The 19,900-nt window shown below is 57.0% G+C and carries 23 protein-coding genes and 1 tRNA gene; 14 read left to right on the top strand and 10 right to left on the bottom strand.

Translation table 11 applies throughout. The annotated features are described in order from the left end of the window. Positions 1-4: 4 nt before the first annotated feature. Positions 5-934, bottom strand: coding sequence for a methylenetetrahydrofolate reductase (locus tag AAC632_RS11325; RefSeq protein ID WP_340298964.1), 930 nt, complete (start codon positions 932-934; stop codon positions 5-7). A 29-nt stretch (positions 935-963) separates the two neighbouring features. Then, the gene (locus tag AAC632_RS11320; protein ID WP_340298963.1) at positions 964-1,266 is read right to left on the bottom strand and encodes a virulence factor; all 303 of its coding nucleotides are present in this window, start codon (positions 1,264-1,266) and stop codon (positions 964-966) included. 259 nt (positions 1,267-1,525) lie between these two features. Between AAC632_RS11320 and AAC632_RS11315 the strand changes: the two genes are divergently transcribed. Continuing rightward, positions 1,526-2,749: a Ppx/GppA phosphatase family protein gene (locus tag AAC632_RS11315; RefSeq protein ID WP_445322678.1), complete on the top strand. Its 1,224-nt coding sequence runs from the start codon at positions 1,526-1,528 to the stop codon at positions 2,747-2,749. 25 nt (positions 2,750-2,774) lie between these two features. On the opposite strand, the gene AAC632_RS11310 is transcribed toward AAC632_RS11315, so the two are convergent. Next, a complete protein-coding gene (locus AAC632_RS11310) occupies positions 2,775-2,915 on the bottom strand; it encodes a hypothetical protein (RefSeq protein ID WP_340298962.1) in 141 nt (46 codons plus the stop codon). Between the two features lie 6 nt (positions 2,916-2,921). Further along, positions 2,922-3,581, bottom strand: a complete 660-nt coding sequence (locus AAC632_RS11305) for an alpha/beta hydrolase (RefSeq protein WP_340298961.1) — start codon at positions 3,579-3,581, stop codon at positions 2,922-2,924. Between the two features lie 253 nt (positions 3,582-3,834). Here AAC632_RS11305 and AAC632_RS11300 point away from each other — a divergent pair, with 253 nt between their 5' ends. From AAC632_RS11300 to AAC632_RS11240, 13 genes are all read left to right on the top strand, one after another. Beyond that, positions 3,835-4,296 (top strand): Rrf2 family transcriptional regulator, encoded by a 462-nt coding sequence (locus tag AAC632_RS11300; RefSeq protein ID WP_317655800.1) that lies wholly within the window; start codon positions 3,835-3,837, stop codon positions 4,294-4,296. After that, entirely contained in the window at positions 4,296-5,348 is a 1,053-nt protein-coding gene (locus AAC632_RS11295) for a cysteine desulfurase family protein (RefSeq protein WP_340298960.1), read from the top strand. Before AAC632_RS11300 ends, AAC632_RS11295 begins: the two co-directional genes overlap by 1 nt. 120 nt (positions 5,349-5,468) lie before the next feature. Further along, positions 5,469-6,986 carry a Fe-S cluster assembly protein SufB gene (sufB, locus tag AAC632_RS11290; protein ID WP_340298959.1) on the top strand — a complete coding sequence of 506 codons (1,518 nt, stop codon included), beginning with the start codon at positions 5,469-5,471 and terminating at the stop codon, positions 6,984-6,986. Beyond that, entirely contained in the window at positions 6,986-7,180 is a 195-nt protein-coding gene (locus tag AAC632_RS11285) for a hypothetical protein (RefSeq protein ID WP_340256135.1), read from the top strand. Before sufB ends, AAC632_RS11285 begins: the two co-directional genes overlap by 1 nt. A 4-nt stretch (positions 7,181-7,184) precedes the next feature. Then, complete coding sequence (locus AAC632_RS11280) at positions 7,185-7,379, top strand: hypothetical protein (protein WP_340298958.1); 195 nt, start codon at positions 7,185-7,187, stop codon at positions 7,377-7,379. A gap of 5 nt (positions 7,380-7,384) precedes the next feature. Next, entirely contained in the window at positions 7,385-7,696 is a 312-nt protein-coding gene (locus AAC632_RS11275; RefSeq protein ID WP_340298957.1) for a heavy metal-binding domain-containing protein, read from the top strand. A gap of 33 nt (positions 7,697-7,729) precedes the next feature. Then, a complete protein-coding gene (gene sufC, locus AAC632_RS11270; RefSeq protein ID WP_340298956.1) occupies positions 7,730-8,485 on the top strand; it encodes a Fe-S cluster assembly ATPase SufC in 756 nt (251 codons plus the stop codon). Then, on the top strand, positions 8,485-9,783 hold the full coding sequence (locus AAC632_RS11265; protein WP_340298955.1) for a SufB/SufD family protein: 1,299 nt from the start codon (positions 8,485-8,487) through the stop codon (positions 9,781-9,783). Before sufC ends, AAC632_RS11265 begins: the two co-directional genes overlap by 1 nt. A gap of 15 nt (positions 9,784-9,798) precedes the next feature. Next, the gene (locus tag AAC632_RS11260; protein ID WP_340298954.1) at positions 9,799-10,305 is read left to right on the top strand and encodes a YIP1 family protein; all 507 of its coding nucleotides are present in this window, start codon (positions 9,799-9,801) and stop codon (positions 10,303-10,305) included. A 4-nt stretch (positions 10,306-10,309) separates the two neighbouring features. After that, positions 10,310-10,906 carry a Yip1 family protein gene (locus tag AAC632_RS11255; protein WP_340298953.1) on the top strand — a complete coding sequence of 199 codons (597 nt, stop codon included), beginning with the start codon at positions 10,310-10,312 and terminating at the stop codon, positions 10,904-10,906. A 9-nt stretch (positions 10,907-10,915) separates the two neighbouring features. Beyond that, positions 10,916-12,136, top strand: a complete 1,221-nt coding sequence (locus AAC632_RS11250; protein ID WP_340298952.1) for a cysteine desulfurase — start codon at positions 10,916-10,918, stop codon at positions 12,134-12,136. 56 nt (positions 12,137-12,192) lie between these two features. After that, positions 12,193-12,269: transfer RNA gene (locus tag AAC632_RS11245), tRNA-Arg, on the top strand. A 77-nt stretch (positions 12,270-12,346) separates the two neighbouring features. Next, positions 12,347-13,279 carry a 3-hydroxyacyl-CoA dehydrogenase gene (locus tag AAC632_RS11240; protein ID WP_340298951.1) on the top strand — a complete coding sequence of 311 codons (933 nt, stop codon included), beginning with the start codon at positions 12,347-12,349 and terminating at the stop codon, positions 13,277-13,279. Positions 13,280-13,284: 5 nt separating this feature from the next. Here the strand turns inward: AAC632_RS11240 and AAC632_RS11235 are convergent, their stop codons facing one another. The 6 genes from AAC632_RS11235 to AAC632_RS11210 form a co-directional block, all read right to left on the bottom strand. Beyond that, positions 13,285-14,916, bottom strand: a complete 1,632-nt coding sequence (locus AAC632_RS11235; RefSeq protein ID WP_340298950.1) for an acyl-CoA synthetase — start codon at positions 14,914-14,916, stop codon at positions 13,285-13,287. Continuing rightward, the gene (locus AAC632_RS11230; protein WP_340298949.1) at positions 14,913-15,722 is read right to left on the bottom strand and encodes an enoyl-CoA hydratase; all 810 of its coding nucleotides are present in this window, start codon (positions 15,720-15,722) and stop codon (positions 14,913-14,915) included. The genes AAC632_RS11235 and AAC632_RS11230 overlap by 4 nt, the downstream gene beginning before the upstream one ends. A 24-nt stretch (positions 15,723-15,746) precedes the next feature. Continuing rightward, entirely contained in the window at positions 15,747-16,193 is a 447-nt protein-coding gene (locus AAC632_RS11225) for an OsmC family protein (protein WP_340298948.1), read from the bottom strand. Positions 16,194-16,220: 27 nt separating this feature from the next. Next, positions 16,221-17,375, bottom strand: a complete 1,155-nt coding sequence (locus AAC632_RS11220) for an NAD(P)/FAD-dependent oxidoreductase (RefSeq protein WP_340298947.1) — start codon at positions 17,373-17,375, stop codon at positions 16,221-16,223. Between the two features lie 20 nt (positions 17,376-17,395). Beyond that, complete coding sequence (locus tag AAC632_RS11215) at positions 17,396-18,460, bottom strand: Ldh family oxidoreductase (RefSeq protein WP_340298946.1); 1,065 nt, start codon at positions 18,458-18,460, stop codon at positions 17,396-17,398. A gap of 76 nt (positions 18,461-18,536) precedes the next feature. Then, on the bottom strand, positions 18,537-19,730 hold the full coding sequence (locus tag AAC632_RS11210) for an FAD-binding domain-containing protein (protein ID WP_340298945.1): 1,194 nt from the start codon (positions 19,728-19,730) through the stop codon (positions 18,537-18,539). Positions 19,731-19,900: the final 170 nt, after the last annotated feature.

Below are 19,900 nucleotides of genomic sequence, written 5' to 3'. Positions count from 1 at the left end.
TGGCTTATACTCCTTCAACGGCTGGACGCGTGGATGCGCCGCCATGGTCGATGGCCCATTGGGCATTTGTCTTGATCCCGCCAAGCGGGAAGAAATGGACGGATTCAATTCCGAAATCAGGATTTGCGGCCTTATGCGCGGCGAGTTCTGCGATGATCTCGTCAGGCTCAAACGGCAAAAGAAGTTTCGAGACATCCTTGGCGCGTTTTTGCAAAACCGACAGAGATGGTCCAACGCCGCAGGCAATGGCGAATTTGATCAAGGTTTGCAGCTTGGCGGGGCCTGCGATACCGATATGGACGGGCAGATCAATCCCCGCGGCCTGCAAGGCATTCACCCATGCAATCACGGGCTTGGCTTCAAAGCAGAACTGCGTGGCAAGAGCCATTTTTGCATCTGTGCGCGCGCTAAAGGCCTGTTTCCAACGCAACGCCTCCATCACATTGGCATCGCTGCCATCTGGGTCGATGTCGCGGTTGCCTTCGGGGTGGCCTGCCACATGCAAGCGTTTGAAACCTGCCTGATCAAACAGCCCCGTTTCCAACAGCTGCATCGAGCTTTCAAATTCACCATGGGCCTGTGGGATGCCGCCCGCCAAGATGAGGCCAGAGGTGACACCTGCCTCGCCTTGATAGCGCGCGATCCAATCGCCAAGCCTGGCCTTGTCTTTGATCGAGCGGGCGGGGAAATGCGGCATCACCTCGAACCCGTCACGGGCAAGGCGCGCTGCGGTCGCGACCATGTCATCAATCTCGGTGCCATGAATATGGGCGATATAGACGCGGGTGCCCGCGGGCACAAGGGCGCGGAAATCTTCCACCTTTTCGGCGGTGCGCGGCATCACCTCAATCGAATAGCCTTGAAGAAAGGCCTCAACCTGAGGGGAATGGGGCGCGACTGGCGCGCTTGGTTTTTTAAAGTTTAACAAGGCCATAATCTGATCCCTCACGCGCTCAAGCCTCATCAGGCTGCCTCAACCCCATCGCCCGCGATCAAACGCTTGAGGCGGTCGGTGTCATAGTCGGCATCCAAACGATCTGCATAGACGCGCGCGATGTCGGATGGGTCACCTTCGACCTCAGCCTCTACCACGCGGCGCCACTCGGCGAGATAGGCTTCGTCATCTTGTGCCCCAACCTTCATCGCGCAGCGGTCGATTGCCTGCTCGAACCGTTCGGGCAGAGGCAATTTGGCTGCAGCGCGGCCTTTGCCCACAATCACTTGGGCAGGGATGTCGCGCCAGTAAACGATGGTCACAGATGGCATTGGATGCGATTCCTTTCTCGTAAGGCGCACCATATGGGCGCAACCCCCGCGCAATGGGACTAATTTCGACACTAAAATCGGCGCAACCGACCTTGTATGAGGCACATAGCCCGCGCGTACGCACATTGCGAGTGGCCGAACATCCCAAAATTTTCATGATGATCATGTGCCAAAGCGCCCAACTGCCTCCGAATGCCACGCGAAAGCAGTTGTCGCTTTTTCATGGGGGCGCTACCATGCCCACGAAGGAGGGGCAGAAATGGCCCGCAAACGGCGCAACCCAAACCGACCGAAAGACGCAAAAGAGGGCGGGGTGAACCCTGCGCCTGTGGCGCATATCTCTGATCCAAGCGGCCTTGATCCGAATATGGGGCAGGGGCAGCGCAGATTCTATAGCAAACCCAAACGTGCCGCCCCCGCACAGATCGAAAAAGCAGACCCGGCCGATCTTTACGCCGCCCTTGATTTGGGCACGAATTCCTGCCGAATGTTGATTGCACAGCCGAAAGGCACGCATCTGCATATCGTTGATAGTTTCTCGAAATCGGTGCAACTGGGGCAGGGGCTAGAGGCCTCGGGGCGCTTGTCGCGCGCCTCGATGGCGCGGGCGGTTGGGGCGTTGAAAATCTGTCAGCGCAAACTGGCCCAACACCAAGTGCGCCATATGCGTATCGTAGCCACCGAGGCCTGCCGCCGTGCCACCAACGGGGGCGAGTTCCTCAACCTTGTGAAGCGCGAAACGGGCTTGCAGATGGAAATCATCAAGCCCGAAGAAGAGGCGCAACTGGCGGTGATCTCCTGCGCGCCATTGGTGTCAGCGAAAACCGAACAGCTTTTGGTGGTCGATATCGGGGGGGGATCAACCGAATTGGTTTGGATCGACCTGTCTCGGGTTGCGCCCTCGGAACGCGCCCGCGCGATCATGCGCCTGCATCAAGGGTTTGGGCATCAGGAAACCATTTTTCCCCGCGCGAAAGTCGTGGATTGGATTTCTGTGCCTTTGGGCGTGGCAACGCTGAAAGACCTTTATCACGATGTCGAAGATGACGGGGCGCGGTTCGCGCTGATGTCATGGTATTTCGAAGAACAGCTTGCCAAATTCTCACCCTATGTCGATGCGGCAGATCAAGCGCGCGAAGGGTTCCAGATCATCGGCACTTCTGGCACTGTCACAACCGTTGCGGCCAGTCATTTGGGCCTCAAGCGCTATGACCGCAACAAGGTCGATGGTCTGCGGATGACATCGGATCAGATTGACACTGTGATCCAAACCTATCTTGTCTTGGGGCCAGAGGGGCGGCGCAATGACCCGCGGATCGGGCGGGATCGGCACAGTCTGATTATGTCGGGCTCTGCGATTTTGCAGGCGTTGTTGCGCGCATGGCCAACGGATCGGTTATCTGTGGCAGATCGTGGCCTGCGCGAGGGCTTGCTCTATGCGCAGATGTGCCGCGATGGGGTGATGGAAGACGGGCTGCTGTAACAACCGCCCGTATTGAAAACGGCCGTTACGCGGCCTTTTGCAGTTCAAGCCGAACAACGGTTTGGCACAGCTCATCGGTCAGGCGTTCATCCCCCGTTTCTTGCGCGACACGCAGGGCCTCTTGGGCCAAGGCATCTGCGATTTCTTCGGCAAGACGGGTGCTCATCGTGGATTACCGCGTGTTTTCCGTCAGGCGCCGCTTCACATAGGCCTTAACCATGTCGATCATGGGGTTCATCTGTGTCTCTTCATCTTCAAAGAAGTGACCCGCCCCCTCCATCTCCTCATGGGTGATGGTGATGCCTTTTTGCTCGTGCAGCTTATCGACCAAAATACGGGTGTCTTGGGGTTTGGCCACGCGGTCGGCGGTGCCGTTCACGACCAAACCTGACGCGGGGCAGGGCGCAAGGAAGCTGAAATCATACATATTCGCGGGCGGTGCGACCGAGATAAAGCCCGTGATCTCAGGGCGCCGCATCAGAAGTTGCATCCCGATCCATGCACCAAAAGAAAACCCCGCAACCCAACAATGTTTCGAGTTGGGGTTCATCGTTTGCAGATAATCCAAGGCCGATGCCGCATCAGACAATTCGCCCTGGCCTTGGTCATATTCGCCCTGACTGCGCCCGACACCGCGGAAATTAAAGCGCAGAACGGTGAAGCCCATGTTGTAGAAGGCGTAATGCAAATTATAGACCACACGGTTGTTCATCGTGCCGCCAAATTGCGGATGCGGATGCAGAACGATGGCAATCGGGGCATCCTTTGCCTTTTGTGGATGATAACGGCCCTCAAGCCGCCCTTCTGGGCCTTGGAATATCACCTCGGGCATGTCGTTCCCCTTGTCGCTTTCTGGCGCATGCGCGTCATGCTTGACCTGCGCAATCGCCCTACCTAGAACCTGTGTCACCGCAATGCTGCGGTTTTGCCCCTAAACGCGGAGCGCGTATGCGTGCGGTTTGCACCACGCATTGCAGTTAAGCGTGACGGATCAAAAGGTCAATCACGGGCTTGGTGTGAATAAGGGCGCGCGGCAAAGTTTCTGCGAAGCAGGGCTGCCAAAATGGCACAATTCGGGGGGCAAGATGAAGCTCAGCACAAAAGGCCGATACGCGATGGTGGCTATGGCCGATCTTGCCTTGCAAGCGGATGGCGCGTTGACCTCGCTTGCTGATATTGCCAAGCGGCAGGATATTTCGCTGCCCTATCTTGAGCAGCTGTTTGTGAAACTGCGCCGCGAGGGTTTGGTGGTGTCTGTGCGCGGTCCTGGCGGGGGGTATAAACTGGCCAAAGCGCCCGCAGAAATTCGCGTGGTCGATATTTTCTCGGCGGTCGAGGAAACGGTTTCAGCGATGCATAAGGGGGCGGGCGCCTCTGGCGGCATGTCGGGCAGTCGCGCTCAAAGCATGACCAATCGCCTTTGGGAAAGTCTCAGCGCCCATGTCTATGTCTACCTGCATCAAACACGGCTTTCGGATGTGATCCGCAATGATCTGACGCCATGCCCGGCCGTTCCAACCCTCTTTACAGTGGTGGATGGGGCCTGATGGCACGCGTCTATCTGGATCACAACGCCACAATGCCGCTTCGGCCCGAGGCGCGCGCGGCAATGATCGCTGCAATGGATGTGGTGGGTAACCCGTCCTCCGTTCATCAAGAGGGGCGCGCGGCCAAGGCGTTGATGGAGCGCGCGCGCGGTCAAATTGCCAGTGCCATCGGCGCAGAGGCTGCCGATATCGTGTTCGTGTCTGGCGCGACCGAGGCCGCCGCATTGGCCCTGTCTGGGCGCAATCTTAAAGGGGCCGCAATTGAACATGACGCTGTGCGCGCGTGGATCCGTGAGGAATTAAAGGTCGATGCGCAAGGTCAGGTGCATGTCACAGATCCTGCAGAAGCGACCCTCCAACTTGCGAATTCCGAAACGGGGATCATCCAATCCCTGCCCGAAGGTTTGGCCGTATCTGATTGGACGCAAGGCTTTGGCAAGCTGCCGCTTGCCTTTGATTGGTCGGGGGTCGATATGGCGTTTATCTCGGCGCATAAAATTGGCGGGCCAAAGGGAATCGGCGCGCTGATCTTGCGGCGTGGCCTTGATGTGGCGGCGCAAATTCGTGGTGGCGGTCAAGAAATGGGGCGCCGATCTGGAACCGAGAATTTAATCGGCATTGCAGGATTTGGTGGTGCAGCGCAGGCCGCAATACAAGATATTGAAAATAGCCTGTCGAAAAAGCTGGAAAAACTTAGAAATATTCTAGAAAAGACACTGGAACATCGCGCCAAAGATACTATTTTTGTTGGGAAAGATGTCGCGCGGCTTCCCAATACCAGCCTGATGGTCACGGAGGGGTGGAAAGGGGAAAGCCAAGTGATGGCAATGGATCTAGCAGGATTTGCGATTTCCGCAGGCTCTGCTTGTTCCAGTGGCAAGGTCAAATCCAGCGCCGTTTTGCAGGCGATGGGGCTGACGCCAGAGATGGCAGGATGCGCGATCCGTGTCTCTCTTGGGCCACAAACGCAGGAGGCCGATGTAATGGCCTTCTCAGAGGCTTGGGCCGATGCCTATGACAGGCGCAAGGCGCGGGCAGGGTTAAACCGCTAGGGGGCCGCATCATTAAATGATGTGGCAGGGCCACCGCGCCGCACCCCTTGCGATCGAATAGATGCACCAGGGGGTGGGTGGCCTATACGCACCCATCAGGAAGAAACAGGAGTTGATCCCATGACCGCATTCGACAGCGATATCCGCGAAGGTGTCGATCGCGAAACCGTTGAAACCGTCAAGGCGATGGGTGGCGCGTATAAATACGGTTGGGAAACCGATATTGAGATGGAGTTCGCCCCAAAAGGCCTGAACGAGGATATTGTGCGCCTCATCTCGGAAAAGAATAGCGAGCCCAAATGGATGCTTGATTGGCGCCTACAGGCTTTCAAACGCTGGAAGCATATGGCTGAACCTGATTGGGCCATGCTGAATTACACGGCGATTGATTACCAAGATCAATATTACTACGCCAAACCCAAAAGCATGACCGAAAAGCCCAAAAGTTTGGACGAGGTCGACCCAAAGCTTTTGGCGACTTATGAGAAACTGGGTATCCCCCTGAAGGAGCAGATGTTGCTCTCAGGGGTAGAGGGCGCAGATGCCGAGGCCGCGCCGCGCAAAGTGGCGGTTGATGCGGTGTTTGACAGTGTCTCGGTCGGCACGACATTCAAGGATGAATTGGAAAAGGCAGGTGTCATCTTCTGCTCCATCTCCGAGGCGATTCAAAAGCACCCGGATCTGGTGAAGAAATATCTTGGCTCGGTTGTGCCGATTTCGGATAATTTCTTTGCCACTTTGAACTCTGCCGTGTTTTCGGATGGCTCCTTCGTCTATGTGCCACCTGGCGTGCGCTGCCCTATGGAATTGTCCACCTATTTCCGCATCAATGCGGAAAATACGGGCCAATTTGAGCGCACATTGATCATTGCGGATAAAGACGCTTATGTGTCCTACCTTGAGGGCTGCACCGCGCCGATGCGCGACACCCACCAATTGCACGCCGCAGTTGTGGAATTGGTCGTCCATGATGATGCCGAGATTAAATATTCCACAGTGCAAAACTGGTATCCGGGCGATGAAAATGGCAAGGGTGGGATCTACAATTTCGTGACCAAGCGTGCCGATTGTCGTGGGGATCGCTCTAAGGTGATGTGGACCCAAGTGGAAACGGGGTCGGCCATTACATGGAAATACCCGTCTTGCATCCTGCGCGGTGATGACAGTCAGGGGGAATTCTACTCCATCGCCATCGCCAATAATGCACAGCAGGCCGATACAGGCACCAAGATGATCCATTTGGGCAAGAACACCAAATCGCGGATTGTCTCCAAAGGCATCAGCGCAGGGCGCGCGCAAAATACCTATCGCGGTCAAGTGTCGATGCATCCAAAGGCGAAAAATAGCCGCAATTACACCCAATGCGACAGTTTGCTGATTGGCGATAAATGCGGCGCGCATACCGTGCCTTATATTGAGGTCAAGAATAACTCTTCGCGGGTTGAGCATGAGGCCACCACTTCGAAAGTGGATGATGATCAGCTGTTCTATTGCCGCTCCCGCGGGATGGATGAGGAAGAGGCGGTGGCCTTGGTCGTCAACGGCTTCTGCCGCGAGGTGTTGCAGGCGCTGCCAATGGAATTTGCCATGGAAGCGCAGCAATTGGTTGCAATCAGTCTAGAGGGGAGTGTCGGCTGATGAACTGGAAATATTGGCTCTCAGCAGGGGAGCCACGCCCGCGTTATGCGCTGTTGGTTGCCATTGGTGTGGTTGTGATGATGGCCTTGACCTATTCCATCTGGCATCCAGGTGGGCCAGGTCTGGCGGCCTTCGCCGCCGTGGCGGCCACCATTATCAGCCATGTGTCGGCAAAAATGATCATGCGGAAATAAGCCCATGTTGCCAGAGCTGTTGCATCAAACCGTGGGGATCGGTGTTGGCACCTTTCTTGGGGCGCTGATCGGCCTGTCCGTGCGGGCGCGCCAAGGCAAGCGCGGTGGATTGGTGCGCGGATCGGTCTTTTTGACCTCGGTTCTGGTGGGCATGGCGGCTTGGGTTGCAATGGCCGTGCTTCGCGGCGTTATGGGGTGAGGCGGATGATCGTTACAACAACACAATCTATCGAAGGCCGAAAAATCACGGACTATCGCGGTATCGTGGTGGGTGAGGCGATTTTGGGCGCAAATGTGTTTCGCGATATTTTCGCAAGCATCACCGATATTATCGGCGGGCGCTCAGGGACCTATGAGGGCGAATTGGTCCGTGCGCGCGAAACCGCGCTGGCCGAAATGCAAGATCGCGCGCGCGAGCAGGGTGCAAATGCGGTGGTCGGGGTCGATCTGGATTACGAAGTTATCAACAATATGCTGATGGTCAGTGCCTCAGGCACGGCTGTCACGGTGGAATAAGGGAAAGGGTCTACGCCCTTGAAGGAGAAAATAATGCTTGAGATCAAGAACTTACATGTCGAACTTGAGGAAGAAGGAAAGCAAATCCTCAACGGTGTCGATCTGACCGTAGAGGCGGGCAAGGTTCATGCGATCATGGGGCCAAATGGCTCGGGCAAATCGACCTTGTCCTATGTGCTGTCGGGGCGCGATGGGTATAGCGTCACGGATGGTTCTGCCACTTTGCTGGGCGAAGACATCCTTGAGATGGAACCCGAAGAGCGCGCCGCTGCAGGCCTGTTCTTGGCATTCCAATATCCTGTTGAGATCCCCGGTGTTGGCAATATGACCTTCCTGCGCACAGCACTGAATGCGCAGCGTAAACTGCGCGGCGAGGATGAGGTGAGCGCGGCAGAGTTTCTGAAACTGGTGCGCGAAAAGGCCAAGACCCTCAAGATTGATGCAGAAATGCTCAAGCGTCCCGTCAATGTGGGCTTCTCGGGCGGTGAGAAGAAGCGCAATGAAATCCTGCAAATGGCGATGCTAGAGCCCAAGATGTGCATCTTGGACGAAACCGATAGTGGCCTTGATGTGGATGCGATGAAACTGGTCTCGGATGGCGTAAACGCGCTGCGGGATGCGGGGCGCGGGTTCCTTGTGATCACTCACTATCAACGCCTGCTTGACCATATCAAACCTGATGTTGTGCATATCATGTCGGATGGCCGTATCATCAAAACGGGCGGGCCAGAATTGGCCTTGGAAGTTGAGAAAAACGGCTACGCGGATCTGTTGGCGGAGGTTGCGTGATGGCTTTGGCGCAGGCACGCATTGACTTGACCGAGGCGCGGATTGCGGCGCTTGAGTTGCCGCACGGGGCCAATTGGGCCATTGAGGCGCGCCACACAGCCCTCACACGGCTGCGCGCCATGGGTTTGCCGACCGCGCGGGATGAATATTGGAAATACACGAACCCCGCCGAGTTGACCGTGGCCGATGCGCCGGCAGCGGCGCTGTTTGATCCGGGCCAAGATCGCCGCGTCTTTGAAGACGTTGACCGCCTCAAGATTGTCTTTGTGGATGGTATTTTTGATGCGGCTCAATCAGATGATCTCAGCCTAGAGGGGCTGGAAATCTCGCGCCTGACGGATGTCTTGAAAACCGACATCCACTGGGCGATGGAGCTTTATGGTCATCTCGAAACCCATGGCCAAGACCCCGTTGCACGCCCCTTGGCCGCGCTGAACACGGCCTTTGCCACGGATGGCATTGTGATCCGCGCCACGGGGCGGGTGTCCAAGCCCGTCAGCCTCATCTATCTGCATCAGTCTGAAACCTCCGATGCCGTGCTGCACCATGTGATCCGCGTTGAGGAAGGCGCAGAGATGACCTTGCTTGAACAGGGCCCTGCGGCGGCGCGGTTCAATAAATGTACTGAGGTTGATCTGGCCCCGACCGCACGCTTTCATCACATCCGAGCACAGGGGCGCGATCACGCCCGCCGCGCGGTGACCCATAGCTTTGTGCGCGTGGCCGAGGCGGCGCATTACAAAAGCTTTACCCTCACCTGCAACGGCGTTCTGACCCGCAACGAGCATGTGATTGATATCGTTGGGGATAATGCAGTTGCCCATGTGGCGGGTGCAGCACTTGGCGATGGCAAGAGGGCCGAATTCCATCATGACGACACGGTCTTTGTGACCCATCGGGGTGAGGATTGCGAAAGCCGTCAGGTGTTCAAAAAGGTGTTGCGCAACGGGGCCTCTGGCGTGTTTCAGGGGAAAATCCTTGTGACGTCTGGTGCGCAAAAGACCGATGGCTATCAAATCAGCCAAGCCTTGCTTTTGGATGATGACAGCACGTTCTTGGCCAAGCCCGAGCTTGAGATTTACGCCGATGATGTTAAATGCAGCCACGGCTCGACCACTGGCGCGATTGATGAGGAGGCGTTGTTCTATCTGCGCTCGCGCGGGGTGGATCACTCAACAGCCACCAATCTTTTGGTTCTGGCCTTTTTGGCCGAGGCGATTGACGAGATCGAAGATGATACGCTGCGGGCAGATATATTGGCCCAACTAGAGCTGTGGTTGGCACGGCGGCGCGGCTAAAGAGTAGGGTCTGCAATGTCAGTCAGCCGCGATATTGTCGCCTCTTGGCGTCGCCCGCGACAGGTTCTGCGGTCTATGCTGAACCATGGCCGCCGCGAGGATCGGGCGATTGCCTTTGTCATGATCGCGTGTTTCCTGATGTTTGTGGGGCAATGGCCCAAACTTAGCCGTGAGGCGTTTCTGGATCCATCGGTGCCACTGCAGGCGCGTCTTGCCATCACATTTTTCTCAATGATGATGGTAATGCCTTTGATGCTCTATGTCTTAGCAGGTATTTCGCATTTGGTGGCGAAATTGTTTCGCGGGCGGGGCACGTTTTATTCTGCGCGGTTGGCGCTGTTTTGGTCGCTTGTGGTGACGGCACCGCTATTTTTGCTGAACGGGCTTGTGGCGGGGTTCATCGGGCAGGGGCCTGCATCCGATGCCACGGGTTTGGCGACATTGCTTGGCTTTTTGGTGATTTGGCTGGCGTGCCTGATTGAGGCAGAACGCGCACCAGAGGCCGTAACAGAGGGGGTTTAGGCACGTGAACCTGTCAGAGATTCTCACCCTATCCGGTCTGTGGCGTCATACGCGTGACACGATCCGCGCCCCGCAAGAGGCGGCGCAGGCGGTTCTGGCCCTCAATCTGCCGCGCAATGTTTTGTGGTTGGCCTTGGCCTTGGTCATTACCCTATCAACCCTGTTGGCAAGTGCGGTCTTGTTGATGGTGCCGATGCCAGAGGCGGGCGCAGGCGTGCCGATGCCTGTCGTGATGGGGCTTGTTCAGGCGGTTTTCCTTGTCTTGGTGTCCTTTGGCATCGCGGTGATTGGTGGGCGCTTTGGGGGCAAGGGCGATTTTGACGGTGCGCTTGCGTTGATGGTCTGGTTGCAGGCCGTGTTTCTGGTCGTGCAGGCCTTTCAAATCGTAGCCATTGCCATCGGTTTGTCGGTTCTTGCCGATATTGTCAGTCTTGCCTCTATCCCACTATTCTTTTGGCTCATGGCGCAGTTTGTCACTGTTTTGCATGGGTTTTCGTCCGTTTGGAAAACCTTTTGGGCGATTATCATGTTTCTCATCGCCTTTGCTTTTCTTCTTTCGCTAGTCGTGACAAGTTTCGGCCTTGTCCCAATGATGCCGTAAAGGGTTTCCATGTTTAATGTAGATAAAATCCGCGCTGATTTTCCGATCCTCTCACGTGAGGTGAACGGAAAGCCATTGGTCTATCTCGACAATGGGGCGAGTTCGCAAAAGCCGCGCGCGGTGATTGATGCGATGACCCATGCCTATGAGGCGGAATACGCCAATGTGCACCGTGGTCTGCATCATCTCTCTATGGTCGCGACCGAGGCCTATGAGGGGGTGCGCGGCAAGATTGCGCGCTTCCTCGGCGTGGCGGACGAGCGCGAGATTGTCTTTACCTCAGGGGCAACGGAAGGGATCAATCTTGTTTCCTATGGTTGGGCCGCGCCGCGCCTGCAGGCGGGGGATGAGATCATCCTCACCATTGCCGAACATCACGCCAATATCGTGCCGTGGCATTTTCTGCGAGAGCGTCTTGGCGTGAAATTGGTCTGGGTCGAGACAGATATGAACGGGGATTTGGACCCGCAAGCGATGATTGATGCGATCACCCCGCGCACGCGGCTAATTGCGATGTCGCATATGTCAAATGTGCTTGGCACTGTGTTTGACGTCAAAACGGTGATTGATGCCGCTCATGCCCGCGATATTCCCGTATTGGTGGATGGGTCGCAGGCGGCTGTGCATATGCCGCTGAACCTTGATGCGCTTGGCGCGGATTTTTACGCAATCACAGGACACAAACTCTATGGCCCGTCAGGATCAGGTGCGATTTATATCAAATCGGCGCGCATGGCCGAGATGCAACCTTTCTTGGGCGGGGGCGACATGATCCGCGAAGTGCATCGCGATGAGATCACATGGAATGACCCCCCGATGAAATTCGAGGCGGGCACACCGGGCATCGTGCAGCAAATCGGTCTTGGCGTTGCACTGGATTACATGAGCGCCGTGGGGATGGAGGCAATTGCCGCCCATGAGGCCGATCTAACCCAATATGCACGCACCCGCCTTGCGGGGCTGAATTGGCTGAATGTTCAGGGGAATTCTGCGCATAAAGGCGCGATCTTTTCCTTCACGATAGATGGGGCTGCGCATGCCCATGATATTTCCACTGTCCTTGATAAAAAAGGTGTGGCCGTGCGCGCGGGCCATCATTGTGCACAGCCTTTGATGGAACATATGGGTGTGACGGCCACCTGCCGCGCGTCCTTCGCAATGTATAACACCCGTTCCGAGGTGGATGCCTTGGTCGAAGCCTTGGAGCTGTGCCACGATCTTTTCGCCTAAGCTCGCACGGATTGATGATTGCGAAACCGCGCCCGCGCCGCTAAAAGCGGGCTCAGGCACCCGTAGCTCAGCTGGATAGAGCGCTGCCCTCCGAAGGCAGAGGCCAGAGGTTCGAATCCTCTCGGGTGCGCCAGTTTTCTTTTTCATCTGGAATGCCGCCCCACCGATCCTATAGCATATCGGCAGATATAATTGTGGAGGGCGCGAGATATGGGCAAGATTGCGATTGTGGGGGCAGGGCTGATTGGTCAGGCATGGGGGGCTGTGTTTGTGGCAGCGGGCCATAGTGTTGTGCTTTATGATCCTATCGTGGGTGTTGCCGATGGCGCGGCGCCAAAAGTTTTGGCGCGGTTGCAGGATTTGGCCGATCACGGCCTGATTGCCGCACAAGAGTATCGCAGTCAAGTCAGCGTGGCTGCGAGCTTGGCCATGGCGCTTGAGGGGGTGATATATGTCCAAGAAAGTGGCCCAGAAGATCGCGATGTAAAGGCGGCCCTGACTGCGGAGATGGATGCAATTCTGCCGCCCGATGTGCCGATTGGTAGTTCAACCTCGGGCATTCCTGCCTCGTCCTATGCGGCTGATGTCGCTGGGCGCGCGCGCTGCTTGGTCGTGCATCCGATCAATCCCCCCCATCTGGTACCCGCCGTTGAGATTGTGCCTGCCCCTTTTACCGCAGCTGAGGTCACCCAAAAAGTGCGCGATTTGATTGCACAGACAGGGCAAATTCCCATTACATTGAAGCGCGAGATTGACGGGTTTGTGGTTAACCGATTGCAAGGTGCGCTGCTGATTGAGGCGTTTAAGCTGCTGCAAAATGATGTGGCCGCGCCCGAGGATATTGACCGCGCCATTTGCGATGGTTTGGGGATGCGATGGTCGTTTATGGGGCCGTTTGAAACGATCCACCTGAATGCACCAGGGGGCGTGTCGGATTATGTCACGCGCTTTGCGGGCATGTATCAGACCATGTTTGAGGGCGACACAAAGATCAGCGATTGGTCGGCTGCCTTAGACCAAGGACTGACGTCCTATTTGGATGATCTGCACCCTCAAGACAGCCTGCCCGAGGCGCACCGCGCGCGCGATCTAAAGCTTATGGATCTTTTGCGCGCGCGGCGTGCGGGGGGGCGCAGGGGATAAGCCTGTTAGCTTGCCCCTGCCTTTGCCATGTCGCGCAGTTGGAATTTCTGGATTTTACCCGTGCTTGTGCGCGGGATCTCCTTGAAAATAAAATCACGCGGGCATTTGTAATGGGCAAGGCGGTCGCGGCACCATTCGCGCAGATCATCGGTGCTTGCGCTTTCCCCTGATTTCAATTCGATAAAGGCACAAGGCGTCTCGCCCCATTTCTCGTCTGGCTTGGCCACCACGGCCACGACAGCCACGGCAGGGTGTGCATAAAGCACTTCCTCCACCTCGATGGAGGAAATATTCTCGCCGCCCGAGATGATGATATCCTTTGAGCGGTCTTTCAGCTGAATATATCCATCTGGGTGGATCACCGCCAAATCGCCCGAATGGAACCAACCGCCCGCAAAGGTTTTTTCGGTGGCGCTTGGGTTGCGGAAATATCCTTTCATCACGACATTGCCGCGGAACATGACCTCGCCCAAAGTTTCCCCATCGCGCGGGACGGGCTGCAACGTATCTGGATTAAGCACATCCAACTGTTCCAGCGGCGTGTATTTCACGCCCTGACGCGATTTAAGCCGCGCTTGTTCGGGCAGGGGCAAATCCGACCATTCCTGATGCCATTCATTGACCACGGCGGGGCCATAGGTTTCGGTCAGGCCGTAAAGATGGGTCACATCAAACCCCGCCTGTTGCATATCGGCCAAGACCCGCTCAGGCGGCGGGGCTGCGGCGGTAAAGAAATTCACCTGTGATGGCAGTTGCTCTCGCTCGGGCGCATCCAAGATCACCGACATCACAATTGGCGCGCCGCATAGATGGGTTACGCCATCCTCGGTCAGGGCGCGCCAAATCGGCGCGCTGCGCACTTGGCGCAGGCAGACATGAGTGCCGATAATGGCGGAAATTGTCCAAGGAAAGCACCAACCGTTGCAGTGAAACATCGGCAAGGTCCACAGATAGACCGCGTGTTTCTGCATCGAAGTGATCAGCGCATTGCCCTGTGCCAGCAAATAAGCCCCACGATGGTGATAAACCACACCTTTGGGATCGCCCGTGGTGCCGGAGGTGTAATTAAGCGCAATCGCATCCCATTCATCATCGGGCAGGGCCCATTGATAGTCAGGATCGCCTTTGGCCAGATAGGCCTCGTAATCTTCGGCTATTACATCGCTGCGCGGGCCGTCATATTCGGGGTCATCATATTGCACCAACTGCGGCTTTGATTTCGCCAGTTGCAGCGCCTCTTGGGCCAGTGGCATGAATTCCGCATCTACGATCAGGATTTTGCTTTCGGCATGGTCGATCTGAAAGGCGATGATGGCCGCATCAAGCCGCGTGTTAATAGAATGCAGAACAGCGCCGCACATTGGCACGCCGTAATGGCATTCCAACATGGCGGGTGTATTGGCAAGGATCACAGAGACATTAAATCCCTTGCGCACCCCGTCTTGTGTCAGGCGAGACGCTAATTGCCGCGCGCGCGCATAGAAATCGCGGTAACTGCGGCGCAGGGGGCCATGAATGATCGCCACATGATCAGGGTAGGTGCCTGCAGCGCGCTCAAGAAAACTCAGCGGGCTGAGGGGTTGATGATTGGCCGCGCGCCGCGCAAGGCTTGGGTCATCGTGATAAATCTGGCTCATTTGTCCTGCCATTGTGGATGACGTTTTTCGATAAAGGCCCCTATCCCTTCTTCGGCATCATGGGTGAGCATATTATCCACCATAACCTGCGCGGCATAATTATAGGCTTCGGCCAGCCCCATTTCGGCTTGGCGATAGAAGGCCGATTTTCCAATGGCGAGGGTCATTGTGGATTTGGCGGCGATTTTGGCGGCCATCTCCTCGGTTGTGGCGCTGAGTTCTGCCTCAGGGACAGTCTTGTTCACCAATCCCATCTCAACCGCATGCGGGGCCGCGATCATATCGCCTGTCAACAGCATCTCCATCGCGTGTTTATGGCTGACATTGCGCGACAAAGCGACCATGGGGGTCGAGCAAAATAGTCCAATATGCACCCCTGGTGTGCCAAAGCGCGCGCCGTCTTCGGCCACCGCCAAATCACAGGTCGCAACCAATTGGCACCCCGCCGCCGTGGCCACGCCCCGCACCTCGGCAATAACGGGCTTGGGGCAGGCCACAATCGCCTGCATTACGGATGCGCAAAGCGCCACGATCTTGGTGAAATAGGCGCGCCCCCCATCGCCCTCAGCGCGGGCGGCGGTCAATTCCTTTAGATCATGACCCGCACAAAAAGCGGGGCCACGAGAGGCAAGAATGACCACCCGCACCTCAGGATCATCGCCTGCCGCATGGATCGCCTCAAAAAGGCGGTTCAGCATCGCCTCAGACAGCGCATTGCGGCGTTTTTCGTCATTCAGGGTCAGACGTAAAATCCCCCGCGCATCAAGCGCGCTGTCTAGGATATTGGTTTGGCTGGCTATGGTCATGGCATCCTCTCCCAGATTAGGGGCTTAGCTGATCGTCACCTCAACATAGTCGGCGATGGAATTTGCAACAAAGCAATAAAGATGGGCGCGGTGCTGCATCTCGTCAAGCGTTTCCTGATCCACCGAAAAGCCCGTATCAAATGTCACTTTGGGGTGCAGATCAATACGGGTCACGGCAATGCGGCCTTGTGGGCTTTTGCCCAAATGGGCCACGGCATGGTCGCTATAGCTTGCCACAGGCCAACCTGCTTTCGCGGCAAGGGCCAGAAAGGTCATCATATGGCAACTCGACATCGCAGCGGCCAAGGCCTGTTCTGGATTGGTATAGGCGGCATTCCCGCCCCAATCGGGCGCGGCATCCCCCATGACCTTGATGTCATCAGTATAGGTGATCTGATGGGCGTTGCTGTATTTCTGTGGGGTCAGCGTGGCCTCTTGGCGCTGCCAGTTTAGGGTGATGGATAGGCTCATAACGCGGCAACCTTTCTTTCGTTACAATCAGATAAATTTGGTTTTGAAATCGGTATCATACCCCTCAGGGGCGAGGGGTTGGCCAGTGGCCGCCAAAGCCCCCAGGCGACCGATTTCATCACAGCTTTTCGCGGCGGCCCCATTGCCCCCTGTCAGAATGGTCAGGTGATCATCAAGCCGCTCGATATAGGGGTATCCTGTGGCGGTGAAACTGATGACGCATGTATCGGTGTGATAGGATTGCACTGGCAGATCAGGTAAAATTGCGGTCAAATAGCCTTGCAAACGCGCAGCGGCCTCTGCGCTGCCCTGAGTGCGGAACCATGCGGTCATCTCAGCCTGAGTGGTCAGGCTTGGCGAGGCAGGTTCGCCCCCGATTTTCAGATAATATTTCCCATCGGGATATTGGATCGGGGGCAGCAGATACAGGTCTTCATCCATGCGCCCATCTTCGGGCATGGAAATCAGCGTGGGCATCTCGGCCAAGCGCGCCACGTCATTAGGCGCGATTTCGGCCAAAAGCACGGTGCGTGCCATCACGTTCATATCGGGGCAGGCGGGCAAAAGCCTGTCGGTGCGCGCATAGCCCCCCGTGGCGATGACGACATGCCCCGCATCCACTGTTTCGCCCCTTGTAAGGGTGACTGTGCCCTGATCCTGCGCCACGGCGGTGGCGTCAATCACTATGCCCCCCGCCTGTTCCATCGCGCGTTCCTCTGCGGCGCGCAATAAGCGGGGGTTGATCCAACCGCCTGCGGCCTCCCATGCGGCGGCTGTTCCTACGGGAAACCGCATAAAGGGAAAGCGCGCGGCAAGCCCTGCATCATCAAGCCGCTCATGGGGAATGGCCAAGGCCTCAGCAGCCTGCAGAAAGGCGCGCGTAAAATCCGCAGCGGGCCCTGCGATTGGCCCTGCCATCATCACCCCGCATGGGGTGTAAAACCTTTGCCCTAATGCCGCCTCAAGTTCACGGTATCGCGCCATTGAACGCAAGGCGAGGCGGGACCAATCCGCCTTTTCAGCAAGGCCGCGCGTGATCCTGCCTGCGTCATGGTGGCTGCCAAAGGGGCCATCATGGGTTGCACGGTTTTGCGGCTCGGAGGGGCCGATTAGGGCCACGCGATGACCCATTTGCGCCAGATACCGCGCGGCGGCTGTGCCCATCAGGCCACGACCGACCACCGCGATATCAAAGCGCCCCGTCAGAGCGACAATCCTGTTGTCTTGGTCAGTTCGGCAAAGCTTGCTTGGGTAACAGGGTCAAGGGGGATGCCCTTTTGAGCGCGTAAGGCTGCCACATCCCATTCGCGATCCCCAGGCGCCATGACGCGCGCGCCTGTGCGGGGCGTGCTGGTGCGCAGCTTGGTCAGGTAATGCTCCATGCCCGCAATGAACATCGGGCCTGTCAAAAAGGCCTCAGGGTCAATCGCAATCACAAATCCCCCCACGCCCCGCGGACGGGTCATGTCACCGCCCACCATCGCATCGAGATCAGGCGAGATTTTCATGCCCGTGAAAACCGCCGAAAAGATTTCTGCAACGCCCCCCAATGCGGCCCCCTTAAACCCGAATTCGCCCCCGAGCGGGGCCAACATTTCAGCTTTATTAGGGTCGGTTGTGTTCACACCTGCGGCGTCAGATGCGACATCTTCGGGCAAGGCCACGCCAAGGGAGGCATAAAGTTGCACGCGGTTATAGGGCACGGAACTGGTCGCCATATCCAGAAGCCAAGGGTTGCCTGCGGTGGGAAAGGCGATGGAGATCGGATTGGTGCCGTGAAACCGTTCGGCCCCGTCATGCAGGCGCACAAGACTGTCTGAATTTCCAAAGACCATCCCACCCATCCCGCGCTTGGCCAAGGCCATGGTATAGGCCCCCGCAGCGCCGTAATGCGAGCTGTTCATCACCCCAACCGCACCAATGCCCGCCTCACGGGCCAAATCGGCGGCATGATCCGCTGCAGCATAAAGTGCGCGCGCACCATGCGCATCATCCGCGTCCAACATGCCCGTGCCTGCACGGGTTTTGGTGAATTTGAGATTGGGGTGCGGGTTGACACGCCCGCCTCGCATCACCGCCTGATAATGCGGCAAAAGGCGGAAGCCGTGGCTGTCTACGCCATGCAGGCTGGCATGCATCATGGCATCTGTAGTGGTGGTGGCCGTGGCCTCATCTGCGCCCGCAGCGCGCAATATGGCGTGGCTGAAATTTGTTATTGCCTCGGCACTGACCCAAATTTGATTATCATCCTGCCCTTGCGCTGTCATTTTATACTCCCGCCAGCTTACAATTTCGCGCATGTTGCCTCAGCGCCACGGGCGATGCCAGTTAAGAATTTATCTCTTAATCCAATGCGGCAATCAGCTGGGGGATTTTCTGTTTTACCTTGAAGAAACCCGCCGTGGCATGGGGCCATATCCTTTCATCCCAAGGGTCGCACCATTCGGCGAAGGTGATATTTGCAGCCTCAAGGGGCATGCGCGCCTCGGTGATCCAATCGAATAACGGCCCTTGCGGGATATAGGGGGTGGCGATTTGCACGGCCCCAAGCCGCGTGGCCATTTGCGCCAAGAGTTTTGGATCGCGCGCCTCGACCATTTCAGCGGTCAGGCCAAGCCGATTTGCACAATCGCGAATGGCCTCCGCCTCGAAGGCGGCGACATCTGGGCTTGCATGGCGCAAATGCGATTGGGTCAACCCCACCACGGCACCAACATCAAAGCCCGCAATATCGGCGCCTGTGATCCCGCAGTCTTCATCGGTGATCAGCAAAAGGGTTTTCGCCCCCGTCTGTGGCGCAACGGGGCGGCGCAGTGGCAGGGTCGGGGGCAGGCCATCAGGCTCGGTTGCTTCAAGGCCTTCTGTCACCACGACCAAATCTACATCGCGCGGGGTAAATCGGTTTTGCGTGAATTTTGCAATATTCCACGCCTCGGCCGAATAGAATTTGCCCCGCGTATGTAGGCCCGCAACCCATCGCCAGCCCAAGGTGTTAGACGCTGCATCCCCATCTAAGAGATGACGATGGAAGAAATCCGCGCCAAGCCGCCATGGCAATCGCAGCGTGAATATCCAGATCGAGGCAAACCACATCCGCGCGTGATTGTGCAGATAGCCCGTTTCAACCAATTCGCGTGCCCAATGGTCAAAGCAGTCTAGCCCCGTGCGCCCTTCGATGGCGCGGGTATAGGCGCGGGACAAAGGGCGATCTTGGTCGAGCGCGGCCATATCGGCTTCAAGACCTGACACGTAACTGCGCCATATGGCGGGGCGCATCTCAAGCCAGCCCTTGAAATAGCTGCGCCAAATCACCTCTTGAATGAATTTTTCAGCGGAAACCGCACCATGTGTGCCAAGCGCGGTTTTGACAACCTCTGCTTCGCGGATCAGGCGGCGGCGGATATAAGGCGACAGGCGCGACACAGATTTATGTGCACCATGTCCCAGATCGTAATTGCGCCCATTGGCATAGGCCTTGCCCATTTTGGGGGTGAATTCGATCAGACGCGCCTCTGCCTCTGCCCGTGTGGCCTGCATGTTTTTGCCTCGCTTAGATGTGCTTTGCGCATCTAGCTAAGGCAGCAGGGGGCGAGGTCAACTGCGCCTAAGCGCCCTCAAACGGCGTTTCGCGCAGCTCGCGCGCGACCGCCTCATCCAGCGGTGGGGGGAAGGAGTTAAGGATAAAACCAAGCGTGCTGTAAAAGCCC

This window comes from Roseobacter sp. HKCC-CH-9351 (genome assembly GCF_037830295.1).
Classification (GTDB): domain Bacteria; phylum Pseudomonadota; class Alphaproteobacteria; order Rhodobacterales; family Rhodobacteraceae; genus M30B80.
Note: the sequence above shows the minus strand (reverse complement) of the source record. Positions and strands in the feature narration are given on the sequence as shown.